The organism is Streptomyces eurocidicus (genome assembly GCF_002891295.1).
GTDB classification, from domain to species: Bacteria; Actinomycetota; Actinomycetes; order Streptomycetales; family Streptomycetaceae; genus Streptomyces; species Streptomyces eurocidicus.
The window spans coordinates 655,047-674,651 of the sequence record NZ_LGUI01000002.1; the positions used below are offsets into that span (position 1 = coordinate 655,047).

General features: G+C 72.3%; 12 protein-coding genes and 1 pseudogene. 5 read left to right on the top strand and 8 right to left on the bottom strand.

Annotated elements, in window-relative coordinates; translation table 11 throughout:
• The first annotated feature begins 40 nt into the window (after positions 1–40).
• Entirely contained in the window at positions 41–520 is a 480-nt protein-coding gene (locus AF335_RS07780) for an NUDIX hydrolase (protein WP_102917527.1), read from the top strand.
• Positions 521–530: 10 nt separating this feature from the next.
• On the opposite strand, the gene AF335_RS07785 is transcribed toward AF335_RS07780, so the two are convergent.
• The 3 genes from AF335_RS07785 to AF335_RS07795 form a co-directional block, all read right to left on the bottom strand.
• Entirely contained in the window at positions 531–1,127 is a 597-nt protein-coding gene (locus AF335_RS07785) for a TetR/AcrR family transcriptional regulator (protein WP_102917528.1), read from the bottom strand.
• A gap of 360 nt (positions 1,128–1,487) precedes the next feature.
• Positions 1,488–2,171 carry a DedA family protein gene (locus AF335_RS07790; protein ID WP_102917529.1) on the bottom strand — a complete coding sequence of 228 codons (684 nt, stop codon included), beginning with the start codon at positions 2,169–2,171 and terminating at the stop codon, positions 1,488–1,490.
• A 266-nt stretch (positions 2,172–2,437) separates the two neighbouring features.
• The gene (locus AF335_RS07795; protein WP_102917530.1) at positions 2,438–2,797 is read right to left on the bottom strand and encodes a hypothetical protein; all 360 of its coding nucleotides are present in this window, start codon (positions 2,795–2,797) and stop codon (positions 2,438–2,440) included.
• A gap of 481 nt (positions 2,798–3,278) precedes the next feature.
• Here AF335_RS07795 and AF335_RS07800 point away from each other — a divergent pair, with 481 nt between their 5' ends.
• From AF335_RS07800 to AF335_RS07815, 4 genes are all read left to right on the top strand, one after another.
• Complete coding sequence (locus tag AF335_RS07800; protein WP_102917531.1) at positions 3,279–4,613, top strand: MFS transporter; 1,335 nt, start codon at positions 3,279–3,281, stop codon at positions 4,611–4,613.
• A 140-nt stretch (positions 4,614–4,753) separates the two neighbouring features.
• Entirely contained in the window at positions 4,754–6,160 is a 1,407-nt protein-coding gene (locus AF335_RS07805) for an NADP-dependent succinic semialdehyde dehydrogenase (RefSeq protein ID WP_102917532.1), read from the top strand.
• A 415-nt stretch (positions 6,161–6,575) separates the two neighbouring features.
• Positions 6,576–10,184, top strand: coding sequence for a hypothetical protein (locus tag AF335_RS07810; RefSeq protein WP_102917533.1), 3,609 nt, complete (start codon positions 6,576–6,578; stop codon positions 10,182–10,184).
• A gap of 3 nt (positions 10,185–10,187) precedes the next feature.
• Positions 10,188–14,573 (top strand): hypothetical protein, encoded by a 4,386-nt coding sequence (locus AF335_RS07815; RefSeq protein ID WP_102917534.1) that lies wholly within the window; start codon positions 10,188–10,190, stop codon positions 14,571–14,573.
• A gap of 88 nt (positions 14,574–14,661) precedes the next feature.
• Here AF335_RS07815 and dhaK read toward each other — a convergent pair whose 3' ends face one another.
• The 5 genes and pseudogenes from dhaK to AF335_RS35445 all read right to left on the bottom strand — a co-directional run.
• Positions 14,662–15,654, bottom strand: a complete 993-nt coding sequence (dhaK, locus tag AF335_RS07820; RefSeq protein ID WP_102917535.1) for a dihydroxyacetone kinase subunit DhaK — start codon at positions 15,652–15,654, stop codon at positions 14,662–14,664.
• A gap of 190 nt (positions 15,655–15,844) precedes the next feature.
• Positions 15,845–17,638 carry a hypothetical protein gene (locus AF335_RS07825; RefSeq protein ID WP_146045462.1) on the bottom strand — a complete coding sequence of 598 codons (1,794 nt, stop codon included), beginning with the start codon at positions 17,636–17,638 and terminating at the stop codon, positions 15,845–15,847.
• A gap of 52 nt (positions 17,639–17,690) precedes the next feature.
• Positions 17,691–18,029, bottom strand: coding sequence for a hypothetical protein (locus AF335_RS07830; RefSeq protein WP_228773154.1), 339 nt, complete (start codon positions 18,027–18,029; stop codon positions 17,691–17,693).
• Positions 18,017–18,487: a hypothetical protein gene (locus AF335_RS07835; RefSeq protein WP_146045463.1), complete on the bottom strand. Its 471-nt coding sequence runs from the start codon at positions 18,485–18,487 to the stop codon at positions 18,017–18,019. The genes AF335_RS07830 and AF335_RS07835 overlap by 13 nt, the downstream gene beginning before the upstream one ends.
• A gap of 559 nt (positions 18,488–19,046) precedes the next feature.
• A pseudogene (locus AF335_RS35445) lies at positions 19,047–19,372 on the bottom strand (zinc-binding dehydrogenase); the annotation flags it as partial.
• Between the last annotated feature and the right edge of the window lie 233 nt (positions 19,373–19,605).

The window sequence follows — 19,605 nt, forward strand, 5'->3', positions numbered from 1 at the left end:
CGTGGCCGGAAGCGATCACCGAGGCCGCTAGGCTCGGCACATGCCCACCCCGCACTTCATCCGTGAGATCCGCGAGTCCATCGGCAACCAGCTCCTCTGGATGCCCGGCGTCAGTGCCATCGTCCTCGACGACCAGGACCGGATCCTCCTCGGCCGCCGCTCGGACAGCGGCGAGTGGTCGATCATCGGCGGTATCCCCGAGCCGGGCGAACAGCCCGCCACGGCGATCGTGCGCGAGGTGTACGAGGAGACCGCCGTCCACTGCGTCCCTGAGCGGGTCCTGCTCGTCGAGGCGCTGGAGCGCGTCACCTACCCCAACGGCGACGTCTGCCAGTTCATGGACGTCTGCTTCCTGTGCCGCGCGGTGGGCGGCGAGGCGCGCGTCAACGACGACGAGTCCCTGGAGGTGGGCTGGTTCGAGGCGGACGCCCTGCCGGCCATGGAGAACTTCGCCGTGAGCCGTATCAAGCAGGCCACGGAGGGCGGCCCGACCTGGTTCGAGGGCATGGGAGGGAAATGAGCCCGGCGGCTCACTCCGGGCTCAGGGACCGCCAGATCCGGTCCGGGAGGACCCGCGCGGCCTCGGCCAGATCGACGTCGTAGGTACTGGACAGCCAGCGGCGCGCGGTCTCGGCGACCGGGCCGATGACCAGCGCCTCGATCAGCGGCTCGGGGGCCGGCGCGATCTCGCCGGCCTCGATCCGCGGCCGCATCCACGCGACGAGGCCCTCCAGCGCGGTCGCCTTGGCCTCGCGGATCCGGTCGGCGTGGGCGGCCAGATAGCCCGAGTAGGCCGACGCGTGGAGGAACAGCGCGGCGTCCGGCCGCTCCTCGGTGAAGCGCAGATACGCCCGCACGACCGCCCGGACCCCGGTGCGGGCGGTACGGGTACGGGTCAGGGCGGAGGTCAGCTCCTCGAAGAGCTCCTCCATACACCTGGTGTACAGGGCGGCGGCGAGACCGTCGAAGCTGCCGAAGTGGTGGTAGAGACTGCCGAGGCTGACGCCACTGGCGGCGGTGACCGCGTTCACCGTGAACCCCTGCTGCCCCGACGCGGCGTACACCTGGAGCGCGGTGGTCAGGAGGCGGTCGGCGGTGGCCTCGCCGCGCTGCTGCTTAGGCGACACGGTTCGGCTCCGGCGACGTCATGGCGAACAGCCTAACGGACCCGGAAGCAGAAAAAATCATGGGAATGGCCCGGTGTACCGGAGGCCGCGGCACCGGTCCGGTCCGCCGGGCGGCCCCCGCGCGTACGGCCCGCCCCTCCGGACTCGGCGTGCCCTCAGGTACGTGGGCGGCCGCTCCGGCGCGCGGACGGCCTGGCCACCGGCCGGACCACGAGGCCGGCGACGGGCCGGAGCTCATGTGCCGCCGCGCCCGGCGTACGGGCGGGTGGCCGGGCCGTTGCCCGTCGCCCGCCGGGAGCCCCCGTACGAAGGGCCGTCGCGGTCGTACGTCCGGTCGGCGGCGAGCACCGCGCGGGCCGGCTAGCCCTGGCCCGGGTCGGCCTCCGGACCGCTCGCCGGGGTCTTCGCGGCGCGGCGGCCGCGCAGCAGCTCCAGCGCGAGCGGCAGCAGGGAGAGCAGCACGATGGCGGCGACGATCGGCAGGAGGTAGCGGTCGACGTTCGGTACCGCCGAGCCCAGGGCGTACCCCCCGAGGATCAGGCCGACCGTCCAGACCAGACCGCCGGCCGTCTGCCAGAGCGCGAAGGTGCGCGGCGGCACGCCCAGGGCGCCCGCCAGGGGGTTGAGAACGGTGCGGACCACCGGGACGAAGCGCGCCAGCACGATCGCGCGGGCGTGACCGTAGCGCCCGAGGAGTTCCTCGGCCCGCGCGGCGCCCTCGTGCAGCCTGCGGTTGCGCGACCGGGTGAGCAGGGCCCGGCCGCCGCGGCGCCCGAGGACGTAACCGCACTGCGCGCCGACCAGCGCGCCCACCGCCGCGGCGGCCAGGACCTGGGTCAGGTCCAGCCGGGGCCCGGAGTGCGCGCCCGCCCTCGACAGCAGGCCGGCGGTGAACAGCAGCGAGTCCCCGGGCAGGAAGAAGCCGATCAGCAGACCGGTCTCGGCGAAGAGCACCACGGCGATGCCCAGCGCGCCGAAGGCCGCCAGCAGGGAGGAGGCGTCGAGGAGATTGACCGCCAGAGCGGTGGTGGGCTGTGTGAGCACGGGTGTGTGGCCTCCCAGGTGACCGTCGTCGGACCGAGATGCGGAGCGTTCGGATGCGTTAACGACGACGGGCGGGGTACGGGTGCGTGCCGGTGGTGCGGGCGGGGTTTTTCCCCACCCCGCCCCTTCCCATAACTGGGGGCAAGCCCCCAGACCCCCTTCCGCGCTCCGCGCGGTGTCCTCAATCGCCGGACGGGCTGATTTTCAGCCCGTCCGGCGATTGAGGACATTCGGGAAGGGGCGGGTAGGGGAAAGCCACCGGCACCCTACGGGCACATACCGCTCGCCCGCGCGATGGCATCCACCTCACGCCGGTCCCGTTCGCGCCCATCCCCCTCGTACGGCCCCGCCTCACCGATCCCCCCGCCCACAACCACCCGCATCCCGTGCGGACCGAGATACCCCGCCAACTTCTCCAGCACCCGGCCGAACTCGGGTGTGAACAGCTCCTTCTCGCGCGCGCTGAACGGAAGGTCGACACCGGTGTCACGGTGCACGATCGCCTCGTTGAGCCCCTGGAGGATCCGCAGCAGGAGGGCGTACGACTCCGGGTCGAGGCTCGTGTGGAGCTCGGCCATGCAGAGCGCGAGCCGCCGGGTGCGCTCCAGGAAGTTCTGGTCGTTCATGCGGCCATCGTCGCGAAGTCCTCCTGCCATGGGAGGGGCTTTTGCGATGTTCATGGCGCGGGCGATGTGAAGAATGGATTCAGCCTATGGTTTTACCCTGCGGATTCACCGGTCCGAGGGAACGGCGCTGCCGCCGCCCACGGCGTCCGGCCGGCCGAGGAGACGGTTCGCGCCCCCGGACCACACCCGAGTTGACGGTCCGGCATGTGCCGGAGGCAAGCCGCAGTCAAGGGAAATGCCCTCTTCCGCTCCCTATCCGGCAAGTGTTGCGCTTTGCTAAAGTGTCTGCCGAGATCCTGCCGAGCGCAGCCGGGGGGCGCCCACGATGGACCGCGAGAGCATATGACCGTCTGCTCGCCCACATAGGCGCCCACAAGCCCTTCCTTGCCGGGTAATTGACGGAATCTGCACGGAAATCGGGCTGGGCGCGCCGTAATCCGAAGTGCCCTGGCCCCTGCACGGGCCGACTGCGGGGACGCGCATGAGAACTCTTCGGGCGGTCCGCGAGTCTCCTCTCGCATTGCGATTGCTATTCATCAATCAGTTTGGAGTGGACATTGGTTTCTATCTCCTGATCCCTTTTCTGGCGTCCTATCTGGGGAACGACCTCGGCCTGTCCGCGGCCCTGGTCGGACTGGTCCTCAGCGTGCGGAACCTCAGCCAGCAGGGCCTGTTCGTCGTCGGCGGCACCGCGGCCGACCGCTTCGGCGCCCGCCTGGTGATCATCGTCGGCTGTGCCCTGCGGACCGCGGCGTTCGCCCTCCTCGCCTTCGGGGACCGCCATGCCCTGCTGCTCACCGCCTCCGTGCTCTGCGGTGTCGCCGGCGCGCTGTTCTACCCGGCCGTGCGCACCCATGTCGCCCATGAGTCGGGCGACCGCGCCGCCGAGGTGTTCGCACTGCTCAACGTCTTCTCCACCAGCGGCTCGCTGGTCGGCCTGCTGCTCGGGGGCCTGCTGCTCCTGACCGACTTCCGGCTCTGGGCGCTGGCGGGGGCCGCCGTCTTCACCGCGCTGACCGTCGCCCAGGCCGTCGCGCTCCCGCCGCGCGGGGCGCCCGGCGCCCGGGGGAGAGTGCTCGGGGGCTGGCGCGAATGCCTCGGCAACCGCCGCTTCCTGTGCTTCTGCGCCGCCACCGGCAGCCTGTTCATCCTGGAGAACCAGCTCTACGTCCTGCTTCCGCAAGGCGCCCGGAAGGCGTCCGGCTGGGGCGGTTCGGCGAGCGTGCTCCTGGCCTCCGGGGCGCTGGCCACCCTGCTCTTCCAGTTCCGGATCACCCGGACCCTGGAACGGCGCGGGGGCGGCGCCCGCTGGGTGGCCGCCGGAATCGCCCTGATGGGCCTCGGCTTCGTACCGCCCCTGCTGGTCTGCGACGCGGCGCCACCGGAGGACGGCACGGCCCTCGCCGGTCTGCTGGTGATGACCGGAGGGGCGCTGCTGCTGTACTTCGGCGGCATGGTCGCCTACCCGTCGGTCATGGAGCTCGTCCCGCGCTTCGGACGCGCCCGGCTGACCGGCACCTACTTCGGGCTCTTCTCCGTGTTCTCGGGGGCGACGGCCGCCCTCGGCAATGCGGTCGTCGGCTGGGCCATGGACCTCGGCGACCGTACCCGGCGCCCCTGGCTGCCCTGGCTGACCTGCCTGTTCCTCGGCCTGGTCTCGGCGGCGGCCGTGGCCTGGCTGCACCGGGCCCGCGCGCTGCCCGGCCGTGCCACCGCCGCCGGCCGGCGGGCCGACGGCGCCGGGACCCCCGGAACGGCACGGCTCCCCGGGCAGGCGGCCGCCCCGGACGACGTGCCGGAGAGCCCGCCGCGCTGAGCGCGCGGGTGCCCCGGTCCGGTGCGGCCCCGGTCCGGTGCGGCCCCGGTCCGGTGCGGCCCCGGTCCGGCGCGGGCCCGTCTTGCGCCGCCCGCCGGACCGCTGCAAGGTCGAGGCATCGAGCATGAGGAGGGACACCCATGCCCATCGCCACGGTGAACCCGGCGACCGGTGAGACGCTGAAGACCTACCAGGAGCTGGCACCGGAGGAGATCGAGTACTGCCTGGCCACCGCCGCCGCGGCGTTCCGGCACCACCGCACCACCGGCTTCCCCGAACGGGCCCGGCTCCTCGGGCTCGCCGCCGACCTCCTCGACCACGACCGGGACACCGTCGCCCGGCTCATGACCACCGAGATGGGCAAACCCCTCGCCGCCGCCCGCGCGGAGGCCGCCAAGTGCGCGAAGGCCATGCGCTGGTACGCCGGGCACGCCGAGGAACTGCTCGCCGACGAGCACCCCGACCCCGCCGAGGTGACGGACTCCGGCGCCGCGCGCGCCCGGGTGCGCTACCGCCCGCTGGGCGTGGTCCTGGCCGTCATGCCGTGGAACTTCCCGCTCTGGCAGGTCGTCCGCTTCGCCGCGCCCGCGCTCATGGCGGGCAACGTCGGGCTGCTCAAGCACGCCTCCAACGTGCCGCAGACCGCGCTCTTCCTGGAGGACCTCTTCCGCCGCGCCGGCTTCCCCGCCGGGTGCTTCCAGACCCTGCTGGTCGGCTCCCGGGCCGTCGAGGGGATCCTGCGTGACCGGCGGGTCGCCGCCGCCACGCTCACCGGCAGCGAACCCGCCGGCCGCGCGGTCGCCGCGGTCGCCGCCGACGAGATCAAGAAGACTGTCCTGGAGCTCGGCGGCAGCGACCCGTACGTGGTGCTGTCTTCCGCCGACGTCGACCGGGCCGCGCGGACCGCCGTGACCGCCCGGGTGCAGAACAACGGCCAGTCCTGCATCGCGGCCAAGCGCTTCATCGTGCACACCGACGTCTACGACGCCTTCGCCGAGCGGTTCGCGGCCGGGATGGCGGCGCTGACCGTCGGCGACCCGATGGCCGAGTCGACCGACGTCGGTCCGCTGGCCAGCGAACAGGGCCGCGCCGACCTGGAGGAGCTCGTCGACGACGCCGTGGGCCGGGGCGCGACCGCCCTGTGCGGCGGGCGCCGGCCCAAGGAGCTCCCCCGGGGCTGGTTCTACGAGCCGACCGTCCTCGTCGGGGTCACCCCCGAGATGCGCATCCACCACGAGGAGGCGTTCGGACCGGTCGCCACGCTGTACCGGGTGCGGGACCTGGACGAGGCCGTGGAGCTGGCCAACGACACCCCCTTCGGCCTCAGCTCGAACGTCTGGACGCGGGACGAGGCCGAGCAGGAGCGCTTCGCCCGGGACATCGAGGCGGGCGGGGTCTTCTTCAACGGCATGACGGCGTCGCACCCCGCGCTGCCCTTCGGCGGGGTGAAGCGCTCGGGGTACGGGCGGGAGCTGTCGGGGCACGGGATCCGCGAGTTCTGCAACATCACGACCGTGTGGCACGGCGCGGAGCCGGACGGGGAGTGACGAGGGCTCGTGCCCGTTCGGGCGGTCCCGCACCTCTTGCGACGACTCCGGCCACCGCCGGTTCGGCGGCCCGCTCCTCCGGCGACTCGTCCCCGCCGGGCCCGTGCCCATGTCATGTCTCCGCTGCGCGGGGCTTTTCCCCACCTCGCCCCTTCCCGCTGCATCCGATGTGCGGCTCCGCCGCGTGGCGGGGCAAGCCCCCGGACCCCCTTCCGCGCTCCGCGCGGTGTCCTCAAACTCCCCCGGCTACCGCTGGGAGGTGCCCCCGGACGGACTGAACTTCCCCGCCCCGCAGGTCGGCACATGACCCGTTCGGCCCAACTGGCCGTGGGCCGAACGGGGTAGATGAATGACGCGGGCAACCGGCCGGCCCACGGCCCGTGCACCGTAAGACGCATCACGCGCGGGGGGCGAAATGACCACACCCACACCGATCCGCCTGCTGCGGAGCACCGATCTGCTGGACCTCACCTTCACGTTCCCCGGGCTGCGGTTCGCCGACGGCCTGGGGCCCAGACGGCTGGTCCGCGCGAATCCGCAGGCCGACGGGCTGCTCGTCGTCACCTTCGGGCCGCAGCACGTCCTGGAGCGGGCCTTCGACGAAGAGCGGCCCACCGAGCCGCGGGACCTGCCCGTCGAGTCGCTCATCAGCGGCCGGAGCGTGCTCGTCTTCGAGGTCGGCCCGCAGGACTCGATCGATTACGGCGAGGCCGGCCTGCTCGACGCCATGCGGCGGCTGCGGCTCCGCGTCGTCGACGCCGCCCGCGAGCCGGACGCCCCGGCCGTCACCTCCATCCGGTTCCCCGGGCCGGACGGCGGCCCGGCCGACGGCGCCGACGACACCGCCAGGGCCTTCGCGCTCGTACGCCTGCTGCGCACCACCGCCGAACTCACCGCCCGCTACGGCCTGGACACCACCCTCGCCGCCGCGGCGGCCGCCGGCGCCGTGCTCACGACCGACGGGCCGGACACCCCCGACACCGCCCCCGCGGGCCCGCAGGACCCGCTCGCCGACCCCGCACACCCCCGCACCGGCATCGAGCTGCCCTACCGCCTCTTCCTGTCGCCCACCCAGAAGGCCCGCTGGAACCACCGCGGCGAGATCCCCGAACCCGCGCCGGGCGAACGCGTCGAGCTCTGGCACACCCGCACCGACGGCCGCACGGCCCGCGCCGTCTGGAACCGCGACCGGGACCCCGAGCCCGGACCGCCGCCGCCCTTCCCGGCCTCGATCTCCCCGGCCCAGCGCACCGCCCTCGTCGACCTGACCTCCGGCGAGGGCCTGCGCACACCCGAGGGAAAGCCCTACGTCCCGGTGCCCGTCACGGTCGACAACCTCATGCTGTCGGCCGTCGGAGGCTGGCTCGACAGCCTGGGCACCTGGCCCGTCCGGCCCGCCGGCACCACCCTCTCCGAGTGGCGGCACCGGGCGTCGATGGGCCGCGACCACTACGTACGCCTGATGTTCTCGGGCCGGCTGTGCCCCTTCGGCCACCGCGCCGACCTCGTCCTGGTCACCGAGCGGAAGTTCACCGACCCGCGCGCCGCCTTCCTCCTCCAGCGGCTGTTCATCGTCGTCCGCGAGCCCGTACGGACGTACGAGCCGGGGCGCCCCCTCCCGGCCGACCCGGGCGACCCCACCAGCGACCTGACGAACGTCCTGTTCCCCTTCATCACCGTGCGCCTCGACACTCTCGTCACCCCGAACCTCAGCAACCGGCCGGCCACCCCCGAGGACTGCGACTTCGTCCCCGCCACCGCGACCGAGAGCCCCTTCCTGTTCAAGGCCACCGCCGTCGACCACGCCCGCCGCGTCGTCGAGTTCCGCACCCCGCTGCTCTTCCTCACCGAGAACCGCGCCACGGGGGACCTCCTCCACGACGTCGTCCAGCGGTACAACGGCCTGTCCAGCCTGCCGACGGCGGAGGCCGGCGCGCCCGCCGACCCGCCCGCCGAGGCCAGCGCCGCCCTCCTCGGCCAGTCCGTGGCACTCGCACCCGGCGCCGGCCCCGACGACACCAGCCTCGACATCGCCCACATGGTCTGGCGGGTGGCCGCGCCGCCCGGCCTGGCCCAGCAGGACCCGGCCCGGCCGGGCGACTCCCACTTCCTCCCGCAGCTGTACTGGGCGACCGCCACCGTGCCCGCCGTCAGCCGGCTCGGCGGCGGCGACACCACCGTCGCCGTCGCCTACGCCAAGCGCTACGCCCTCTCCGGCTTCAGGAAGGCCACCGAGGCCGGCCGCCCCGGCAACGCCGGCGAGGTCTTCCTCGGACTGCTCCCGCGGAACCCCCTGAAGATGGACTTCCAAGGCCACTCCGACCGCTCCGGCGGCCTCGTGGCCCCCAGCTTCGACGTGGCCGGCCTCTCCCGTACGACCGGGCCGGTCTCCGGCGCGGGGGCCGACGCCCTGGAGAAGATCGCGAACGGGGACTTCCACCCGGACGACTTCTTCCGGGCCCTCGACGCCAACCTGCTCGGCATCGTCCCCCTGGCCCAGCTGATCAAGACCGCCAGACTCGACGAGGCACTCAAGGTCCCCCGGTTCTTCACCGAGACCGTCAGCGCCGTCACCGGATTCCTGTCCGACCTCCGCCGCGTCCGCGACCAGATCCAGCGCGAGGCCGACCGCTATCCGGCGGTCGCGCGGCGCGTCGCGGACACCGCGCAGGCCCTGGTCAAGACCGTCGTCGACTTCTTCGCCCAGCGCCTCGCCGGGCACACCGAGCCCCTCACCATGCGCGACGTCGACGCGGCCTTCGACGCCTTCTCCGCGGCCCTCACCGAGCTGTTCGGCGCGTTGCCGCCCGACGCCGACCCCGGCGTCCGGGCCCTCCTCGTCCGGGTCCGGGAGCAGGTCGCCACCTGGACCACCGGCGCCGGGCAGGTCCTGTCCCTGCGCCGGGCCGTCGAGAAGGCCGCGGACGGCGTCAAGCTCCCCGAGACGGTCAACGCCCGGCTGGAGTGGAACCCCGGCATCCAGCCCTGGGGCCCGGGCACCGCACCCGTCTTCGTACCCGACCCGGTCAAGGGCCGCTTCTCGCTCGTCGTGGACCTCCGTGGCTCGCTCCGCCCCGACCTCGCCGCCGGCGCGGACATCACCTGCACCCTGGAGGAGTTCAAGCTCGCCCTCGTACCGGGCTTCGAGGCCATGGAGCTCGAGTTCACCCGCATCCGCTTCACCGCCCGCGCCGGGAAGAAGCCCGACATCGAGGTGGTGTTCCGGGGCGTCAGGTTCACCGGCCCGCTGACCTTCGTCGAGACGCTGCGGAAACTCATCCCCGTCGACGGCTTCAGCGACCCGCCGGGCATCCAGGTCACCCCCGGCGGCATCGTCGCCTCGTACGGACTGCCGCTGCCCAACCTCGCCATCGGCGTGTTCAGCCTGGAGAACCTGCGCCTGGACGCCTCCCTCGACCTGCCGTTCGTCGGCAGGGCCCTGGAGGTCCGCTTCTCCTTCTGCACCCGCCAGGCCCCCTTCCGGCTGACCGTCTCCATGCTCGGCGGCGGCGGCTTCTTCGGCATCACCGTGACACCGAAGCGGGTGGCCGTCCTGGAGGCGGCGCTGGAGTTCGGGGCCGCGCTGTCGATGAACTTCGGAGTCGCCTCCGGCAGCCTGTCGGTGATGGCCGGCATCTACTTCCGGCTGGAGATCGACACCGGCGAATCCCGGCTCACCGGCTATTTCCGCGCCCGCGGCGAGGTCGACGTCCTCGGCATCGTCTCCGCCTCCATCGAGCTCTATCTCGAACTGACCTGGGACTTCGGCACCCACACCGTCTTCGGCCGGGCCCGGATCACGATCAGCATCCACATCGGCTTCTGGTCGCAGTCGGTCACGATCGAGTGCGAGAAGCGGTTCGTGGGCTCCGGTGCCACCACCACCGCCCTCGGGGGCCCGGCCGAGGACGCCGTCCGGCCCCCCACCTTCGCCGAGATGATGGCGCCCTACACCGACCCCGCCACCGGCGCCCGGCGCGACCCCGTCGACGAGTACTGCACCGCCTTCGCGGAAGTGAGCTGAACCATGCCCGAGACGATCCGGTGGACCGTCCTGCCCGACGGGGTGACCGCCGACGGCAAACTCCGGCTGACCGTGCTGGTCAGCCCCCGCCTGACCGGAGGTACGGAACTCCGCGCCTTCGGCGGCTTCGTGGACTGGCCGGTGACCCTGGCGCGCTACGTACCGGCTCTCCAGGTGGAGTTCAAGCCGCCGACGGGCGCGAGCACCACCGTGCCCACCGCCCCGCAGCCCGGCCGTTTCCCCCCACCCGACAGCACCGTCTGGAAGGCCCTCTTCCCCCCGGCCACCAAGGTGCGCGACCCCACCTCCGCCACGGCCACGGCCCTCGCCCGGGGGATGCCGCCGACCCTGCGCTCGTTCCCCGGCCAGGCGGTGCACCAGCAGATCGACACGCTGTACGAGACGGCCGTGACGACGACCGCGTACCACCGGGCCTTCCCGGGCGGCGGATCGAACGGTAACGGTGGGTCGAACGGTAACGGCGGATCGGACGGTAATGGCGGACCGGGCCGGAAGGGCGCGGCCGACGCGAACGGCGGGCCGTCCGGCAGCAGCGGTCCGCAGGCCGGCGGCGGGCCGACGGACGACGCGTCGGCGGCCGGCGGACCGGAAGGCCGGGGCGCGACGACCCGGCCCGCGGCCCCCGAAGCACCCGCCGCCCCACCCACCTGGGACCACCCCGGCCTCGACGACCTCCTCACCCCCCTCACCAAGCCCATCCGGACCCTCGCGAAGGCCGTGGGCAAGAGCTACCCCCAGCTCGACGACCTCATCGAGGGCCGGACCGGCGGCGGCATCCCCGCCGCCCCCGAGAACCCCTACCGCCCCAAGCACATGAGGCGGGACGAGGAGCTCTATCGGCGCGGCGGCCCCATGCTCTACTTCGCCGAGCTCTACCGCTTCTACGACCGCCCCGCCGCACCCCCGGCGCCGGGCGCCCCGGACGCCCCGCCCGCCCCTCCCGAGCGGCCGGACCTCGACTTCCACGGCGCCTGCTCGCTCCTCGCCGACTACCCCGAGCTGCTCCGCCGCTTCGGCCTCGCCGTCGACCTGCTCGTCACCCCGCCGCCCGGCGCCCTCGACCAGTGGCAGGCGCGCGTCGTCTTCACCGCCGCCCAGGGCGGGCTCAACAACGACGAGAGCCTGCGCCCGTGGACGAAGCTGCGCCACGTCCCGGGCCAGCGCTTCGAGCCGTACGCGGAGGACGACGGCACGTACGGCCGCCGCACCCTGGCGCTCGGCGCCCCGGACGTGCGCGTCACCGACCTCGACGTCGACGGCGCGGCGATCAAGTACGTCGAGTTCGCCCGCGTCGTCGAACAGACCCTCGCCGGGATCAGCGACCCCGAGGGCTCCACCGCCCCCGACAGCACCGCGCCGCCCGCCCTCCACGGCGCCGGTCTCACCGTTCTCCGCGAGGCCCACGACGCGGCGCTCGCCCGCCAGATGGAGGACGACGCCCGGCACGTGGCCGGCGTCGACGCAGGCGGCGCCGCGCTGCCCGCCGCCGTCCTGGACGCCTCCCACCTGCTCCGCGGCTACCGCGTCGACGTGGGGCTCGTCGACGACGCCACCGGCCGTGTCACCGCCTGGCGCCCGCTGTGCGCCCGTACCGGCGCCTATGCCGTCAGACGGGCCGGTCAGCCCCCGGTCGTCCTGGCGGTGGGCCCCGACGAGGGGCACGTCAAGGCGAGCGCCGTCACCGAGGACAAGCTCAAGCCCGACGAGCTCTATGTGCACCAGGCCCTGTTCGGCTACCACGGCTGGTCCCTGGCCGCCCCGCCGCCGGGCCTGACCCTCGGTGCCGACAACCGGCCCCAGGCCCCCGCCCCGGAGATCGACCCCGCCTTCCCGCTGGACACCAGGTTCCGGCCCACCCCCGGCACCCTGCCGGCCCTGCGCTACGGGCGTACGTACCGGCTGCGCGCCCGGCTGGTCGACCTGGCCGGCAACAGCCTGGGGCCGGCGGCGCAGATCGCCGACGTACGGGCCACGGCACCGGTCACGTACGGCCGCTGGGAGCCGGTGCCGCCCCCGGCGCTCGTACCGAAGTGGCCCTTCTTGGAGGGCGAGTCGGAACCCCGCATGGTGATCCGCTCGACCGTCGACGACGACGGCGGGCCGATGACGCCGGACGCCTGGGCGCGCGACCGGAACGGCAAGGTCCCCGACCACGAGAAGGAGTCGGCCGTCGACGGCCTGGACCGGCGCTACCGCTCCTTCGACGAACGGCACCTCTCACCGCCGAAGTCCTCGCTCCAAGCGGCCGAGCAGCACGGCGCGTACGACGACGTCTTCGGGCCCGGGAAGCCCGACGCCGTGCGCCGCCGCTTCTTCTCCGCGGCGCGCCGCGAGGCGGGCAGCTACCTCGACACCGTGGTCCGGCTCGCGGAGAACCCCGAGGTCACCCATGACCTCAAGGCGTTCGGCCAGATCCGCGTCGCCAAACACAACGTACGGGACACCGAACCGCTCACCGAGCTCCCCGTCGCCCGGGGCGACGGCCTGAAGCCGGGGGAGTACGTCCTGCACACCGCGGACCAACTGCTGCTGCCCTACCTGCCCGACGTCCTGGCGCGCGGCGTGTCCCTGCGCGGGCTACCCGGCGCCGACCCCAACGAGACGTACGAGTTCCCCGGCCCCTGGCCGCAGGCCAAACCGCTCCGGCTGAAGATCGTGGAGGGGGACGGGCCACCCCGGTGGGGAGGGCCGTTCAACCGGGAGCTCACCGTCTTCCTGCCCAAGGCCGAGTTCGCGACCGTCCGGGTGAGCTGCCGCCTCGCCCCCGCCGACCTCGAACTCTTCCGCAACTGGCAGCTGCTCACCGCCTCCGCGCTGTGGAACGACCCGGTCACGCTGCCGCAGCAGAAGAAGGACGAGCTGACGGCCGCCTCCGCCGACGGTGAGAACTGGATGCTCACCCCCTGGACGGAGCTCACCCTGGTGCACGCCGTGGAGAAGCCCCTGGAGCCGCCCAAGCTGGGCGAGCTCCGTTTCGTCCGCGCCGCCGAGGACACCTTCGCCGGACTCCGCGGCGAGGTGCGGTCGCACTCCCGCAGCACCGGTCAGGTCGACATCGACGCCACCTGGACCGAATGGTCCGACGACGTCCTGGAGGCGGCGCCCCAGCGCGTCACCGGTCACGCGCACGTCGGGACGACCACCGTGGGACGGGGGCAGGACACCCTTCCGCTGCGGGACATCCGGCACGAGTTCCGTGATACCCGGCACCGCAACGTCACCTACACCCCCACCGCCACCACCCGTTTCCGCGAGTACTTCCACCCGGTGCTCACCGCACAGCCCGCGCTGATCACCCGCAAGGGCCCGGACAGCACGGGGGAGTCCGGCCGGGGCTGGCCCGTCCTCAGCTCACGGCGGCCCGAACCGCCCGTAGTGCGCCACCTCGTGCCCACCTTCCGCTGGGAGCGCTCCGTCGACCACGCGGCGCACCGCGTCACCCGGGTACGCCGCCACGCGGGCTTCCGCGTCTATCTGGACCGCCCCTGGTTCTCCTCCGGCGACGACGAACTCCTCGCCGTCGTCCTCGACCCGGGCCGGGTCACCGACCCCAAGCTGCCGGACGAGATGGTCAGCCTGTGCGGTGTCGACCCGGTCTGGGCCGACCCGACCACACTGCCCCGGCTCACCGCCGAGATGTTCCCGGGCGCCGCGCTCACGGTCGCCGACGTGGTCACGGCGGAGACGGTCGCCGGCACGACCGCGGCGGTGAAGGTCGTGGCGTACGAGCCGGCCTTTGACGAGCGGCAACGGCTGTGGTTCTGCGACGTCGACGTGGACCTCGGCGCCGGCCCCACCGCCACGGCCTACTTCCCGTACCTGCGGCTGGCCCTCGCCCGCTACCAGCCGTACTCCGTCGCCCCGCTCCACCTCTCCAAGATCGTCACGGCGGAGTTCGCCCAGCTGATGCCCGACCGCGAGATCGCCGCGTCCATGACGACCGACGGCCGGATCCACCTCGACCTCGGCGGTCCCGCAGCCCTCGACGCCGTCGGCAGGCGCGTCGGCCCCGGCCGGCCGGGCATGGCGGCGAGCCGCCGGATCGTCGCCTCGGTGCAGAGCCGCGGCCTCACCGCGGGCGAGCTGGACTGGGTGACCACCGACTCCGTCACCGAACTCACCTGCGTCCCGCGCGGCACCGGCTTCGCCTGGACCGGCGACCTCACCCCACCGCCACCGCACCTGCCCCAGCTGTCCCGCTACCGGCTGCTCGTCGAGGAGTACGAGACGTACCTGACCGACCCGGCGACGGCCACGGGGACGGTGACGGCGGGCGGCACCGCCCTGCCGGTGAACCGGCGGCTGATCCACGCGGACTACTTCGGGCTGACGACGACGCTGCTGGGGAGGATCGTGCTGGAGGAGTGAGAAGCCGGGGGCGAGGCTGCCGAGGGGCGATGCTGCCGGGGACGGGACGGGGACGAGGTCACCAGGGCCAGGGGACGACGCCGCCGGGTCAGCGCCCCCAGCGCAGCCCGGCGGTCTCCACCGGCGCGTCCCACAGCCGGAGCAGCTCCTCGTCCACCTGGCACAGCGTCACTGAGGCCCCGGCCATGTCGAGGGAGGTCACATAGTTCCCGACGAGGGTCCGGGCGACCGGGACCCCGCGCTCCCGCAGCACACGGTGCACTTCGGCCGTGAACCCGTACAGCTCCAGCAGCGGCGTCCCGCCCGCGCCGTTCACCAGGGCCAACACCGGACCGGTGGGCCGCAGGTCGGAGAGGACGGCGTCGACGGCGTAGTCCGCGATCTCGCCGGACGTCATCATGGCGCGCCGCTCCCGGCCCGGCTCACCGTGGATGCCGACGCCCAGCTCCAGCTCCCCGGCGGGCAGATCGAAGGTCGGGCTGCCCTTGGCGGGCGTCGTACAGGCGGCGAGCGCCACGCCGAAGCTGCGCGACGACTCGTTCACCCGCCGCGCGAGGGCCTCCACCCGCTCCAGGGGCGCGCCCTCCTCGGCCGCGGCGCCCGCGATCTTCTCCACGAAGAGGGTGGCGCCGGTGCCCCGGCGGCCGGCCGTGTAGAGGCTGTCGGTGACGGCCACGTCGTCGTTGACGAGCACGCTGGCGATCCGGATGCCCTCGTCCTCGGCCAGCTCGGCGGCCATGTTGAAGTTGAGGACGTCACCGGTGTAGTTCTTCACGATGAAGAGCACCCCCTTGCCGCTGTCGACCGCGGCGGCGGCGCGCACCATCTGATCGGGCACGGGCGAGGTGAACACCTCCCCGGGGCAGGCGGCGTCCAGCATCCCGGCCCCCACGAACCCGGCGTGCAACGGCTCGTGCCCCGACCCACCCCCGGACACCAGCCCCACCTTCCCCGCCACAGGCGCGTCCCGCCGCACCACGACCCGCCCCTCGACGTCGACGGTCAGCTCGGGATGGGCGACGGCCATGCCCCGCAGGGCGTCGGTGACGACGGTCTCGGGGACGTTGATGAGCATCTTCACGGCAGGCTCCTTCGGTGACGGACGGTTAGGCTGTGAAGGGAATGGTTGATCTTGGCGGGCTCTGGCGGTCGGTAGCGGTCTGTGGCGGTACTGATGTCGACTTTACTGACGGATTGTCAGCTGAAGTGTGGATTACTCAGGGTGATGACCCTAGGGTACTGAGGCTGGTGCTCTGAGGAACTCCGGTGCCTCAAGAGTCGAGCCCCATCAGCTGGAAACCGCCTCGACTGCGGTCCGAGCGGACGCGGTGGTCTGACGGGGGAGGTGGCGCTTCGTCGGCTGAGGGCGCGCCCGGCTGCTCAGGCGGCAGAAGCGCGGGCAGGTCGCTGTTGCGGGCGATGGACCCCGAAAACGGTCGCGGTGGACCCGACGACCGCCACCACGTGCAGGTGCCCGAGCATGAGATGCCCTGCTGCCTCCGCCGCGGACGGCGTCGACGGGGACTGCAACGGCCGGGGCACACACCCGGCCGGCATCGTGGGGGTGAAACGTACGTCGCGGCGAAAGAGCCCCAGTACGGAACCCCACGTCCGGCGCCCGCCTCACGTGCCGGGCGCCCCCGTCCCCCACCGCGGAAGCATGGTCTCGCAGGCCCCCCGCTGGCCGCGCGCACGGCCTGAACGGGAGAACGGCAAGCCCGCGTGCCAAAGGGCATGAACGTGAAGCATGCCTCCTTGTTCTGGTCTCCGGTACTTCCGGAATAGCCTTGGCATTTGTGGACGGGCACGGCCGTGTTGGATCCGTTCCTCCCGACGTCGCGGGGGTCGATCTCCGAGCTGTCCACGGTGAGGGACCATGTCGGGCCGCCGCCCATGAAGAATCCGTCCGTGGCGGCGACACCGTTGACCGTCAGGCCGTTGGTCACCACGGGAGTGCCGAAGATGCGCACGATGCCACGGTTCGCGGTCAGAGTGTCCTTGCTCTCCAGAGCCCCATGGACGGTCAAGCTCGCGGCGCTGACCTTCGATCCCGGCTTGCTCGCCGTGATCGAACCTGCCGCCAGCGACGATGTGGTGGCGGAGCCGGTCGCGGTCACGGCGCCGGCGACCGTGCACGTCTGCCGGGCATCGAGCCGCCCGGTCACGGTGACGGCTCCGGTACAGGTGACGCCCGCCGGAACGGTGAGACCACCAGCGTCATCGAAGGTGTCCACACGCAGGCCGGGCAGGGTCGGGTCCTCGACGGTCACGGTGAGCGTGTCGAAGCGTTCGATGCCGCCCGCGACAGTCCGCACGACGAACGAGGCGTCACGGGTCACTCCGCCCGTCAAGTGGGGAAAGGTGATCGGCGTTCCGTCCGGGTGCTCGTCGGAGTACAGCGTGTGCTGCGCTGTCGGCCCCTCCCGGCGCAGCAGGACCCGGGTGCCGGACTTGACGAGCGTCACGGGCCTGGTATCGGCCTCGGCCGAGGCCCACAGGTTGACCGGAGGTGTCTGCTCCGCCGGTTCCTCGGCCGCGCCGGGACCGCTGCGGGCGCGTGAATCCCGGCCGGCGAGGGGGGCGACCTTGCCGATGGGCAACTCCGACGTACGTTCCGCTTCCGTGTCGGCCGTTCCACTGCTCTCGGTGATCACCAGCCAGGCTATGCCCTCCTCCCGGCTGACCTTGATGCCGTTCAGCTCAATGGTGAGACTCGCGGTCGGCACGTCGTCCCGGCCGTGCTCGGACGGCGGGAACACGGCAGTGCCGTGCTGGGGAACGGCGACCAGGACATTCTCCTGGACCGCGACGACGGACCAGGTGTGCGGACTTGCGATGGTGGTGATGCCCACACCTGGCGCGGTCAGGTCGTTGCCCCCGGACCCGACCGGCAGGTTGATCGTGATGCGGCCGCATCGGACCGGGTCAGGGCGGGGGTTGGATACGACCAACTGCACCCGTGTCAGCAGCAGTTCCCCGACGGGTGGGGGGCTGGGGTGCGGCTCATGCGGGGTCGTCAGGCATGCGTAGGTGAGCAGCGGTGCGGGCGGTGTCGTGTGCGTCATGGCGGAAGTCCTCCCGGTCAGGGGGTTTGCGGTGGTGCGCACCAGGTGTCGGTCAGTCAGATGCCGAGCCGGACTGGATGTACCGCAAGGGGACCTCCGCGCCCAGCGCCATGGCCTCCGACACCGTCGTACGCACCGTGTGGTACTCCCACGGCTTCCACGAGACCGGGATCTCCGCGGGCCGGTCGTCCGCGGATCCGGACAGAATTCCCACCGCCCGGTTGAGCAGGATGTCCGGGCGCAGAAGGAATCCTTCGGCTTGGAGGACCCTCCCCCATGGGAAGGAGATGACCGCCCATGCGCCTTTGCCGTCACCCGAGTTGAGTTCGTTGCCACCCAATACCCATGTGTTCCGCAGATCGGGACCCCCGTTGAGGATCAGTATCCGCACGCCGCTGTCGGGCCCGGCTTGCCGTTGACCGGTGGCGCTTCGAGGACCTGTTCGTTGTGTCCGAATCGTTTGCTGCGTGCCCAGCCCTCCGCGAGCTTGGCGAAGTCGAACGGTTCGTCCGGGGTGTAGGCGTTGGGCACGGGCGGTAGTTTCCCGATGTCCTCCAGGAGCTGTTTTCCCAGGGGCTTCTGCTTGAGCGAGTCGATCAGGCGCATCACGTAGCCGATGAAGCCGTCCTGGCCGGGGTGGTCCCCGCTGGCCCACGGAAGGCGTGGCGCGACGAGGAGTTTCCGGCCCAGCGCGCGCTCGTGCTCTTCCATCGCGCCGGCGAGAAGCCCCCACTCATAACCGAAATCCACCGAGCGCAAGGGGGAGACGGCGATCCCGGGCTCTATCTCGGTCGCGCGCAGCACCCGACGCACTCCCCCGAAGTCCAGCTCCTTCGACGAGGCCAACACGACAGGTCCACGCGCTGCGACGACATCCATACCTGACCTGCTCCTCGACGGAAGACCAAAAAAAGGGGGGAGAGCGCACGCTGCGTCCGTCGGCGGCTTCGGCCACGAACGGTTTGCCGAAGGCGAAGGTATAGGACGGTCCGGGCACGTCATGGGCACGTCCGGCCAGGTGGCCGAAGACTCACCATCCTCGGGGTAAAGCGTCCTGTTCAGAGGGTCGGCGCCCGCGCCGGCACGCCTATCGGCGCAGCCGAGTACCCATGACAACTCTCGTTGAAAACTTCTCCGGTGGCACCAAGTGCCGCTGGTAGAGGCCGGTTGTGTCCTCGGAAGTGGTGTACGGGTTCCTCACCAAAGTGCACCCGACAGTCTGCCCTTGCACGCGCTCACCTAGTGAGCTGGCCGTGAGTCTCGGCATCACCACGTGAGTTGTTTTCCGTCCCAGGGCTGCCGTCGGTGATGATTTCGGAGCGGTTCGGCGGTCTGCTGCACCTATAGGTGGGAGCAGGCTGATCCCGCTTGTGCTCTCGGTGGACGCCGTCGCCGGGAGGCTGGGGGTCAATCGGATGACGGGTGGGTTCGTCCCGCTGGTCGTACCGCAGATCACCAGAGTGCCGCCCGGTTTGAGCGACCTGAGTGAGCGGGAACAGGTGGCGGCGCCGACGGAATCGACGACGGCATCGACCCGGTGCGGCAGCCGTGTATCCGTCTCGAAGGCGCCCTCGGCCCCGGCTCGACCGCCCGCTTGAGCTTGCCCTTGTAGCGGCTGGTGGCGAAGACCCGCAGTCCGGCCGCCGCGGCCAACACGATGGCCGCGGCGGCCACGCCACGGCCTGTGCCCTGTGCCGGGACGGACTGGCCGGACGTACGCCCGCCGGAGTCGAAGCCGAGGATCATCGGCAGTGCTTCCTCGGTCGATATACGGGCCGGGTTCCCCTGATGAAATGCCGGTGAGTCGGCACCGGGGCTGTGGTGCGCAACGTCGAGATCACATGAACCCGGCCGGCGGCTCCTGGCTGAACCGTATCGAGGTCCGGTTCACCGTCCTGCGCTGCTTCACCCCCGGCGGCACCGGCCACGCCGAACACGAAACCGCCATGCCGACGACCGGTGTCTAC

Excerpts from the sequence above, each read along its gene's own strand:
- AF335_RS07780 (WP_102917527.1), top strand. The coding sequence starts at position 41 with ATGCCCACCCCGCACTTCATCCGTGAGATCCGCGAGTCCATCGGCAAC.
- AF335_RS07800 (WP_102917531.1), top strand. The coding sequence starts at position 3,279 with ATGAGAACTCTTCGGGCGGTCCGCGAGTCTCCTCTCGCATTGCGATTG.
- AF335_RS07805 (WP_102917532.1), top strand. The coding sequence starts at position 4,754 with ATGCCCATCGCCACGGTGAACCCGGCGACCGGTGAGACGCTGAAGACC.
- AF335_RS07825 (WP_146045462.1), bottom strand. The coding sequence starts at position 17,638 with ATGACGCACACGACACCGCCCGCACCGCTGCTCACCTACGCATGCCTG.
- AF335_RS07795 (WP_102917530.1), bottom strand. The coding sequence starts at position 2,797 with ATGAACGACCAGAACTTCCTGGAGCGCACCCGGCGGCTCGCGCTCTGC.
- AF335_RS07815 (WP_102917534.1), top strand. The coding sequence starts at position 10,188 with ATGCCCGAGACGATCCGGTGGACCGTCCTGCCCGACGGGGTGACCGCC.
- AF335_RS07810 (WP_102917533.1), top strand. The coding sequence starts at position 6,576 with ATGACCACACCCACACCGATCCGCCTGCTGCGGAGCACCGATCTGCTG.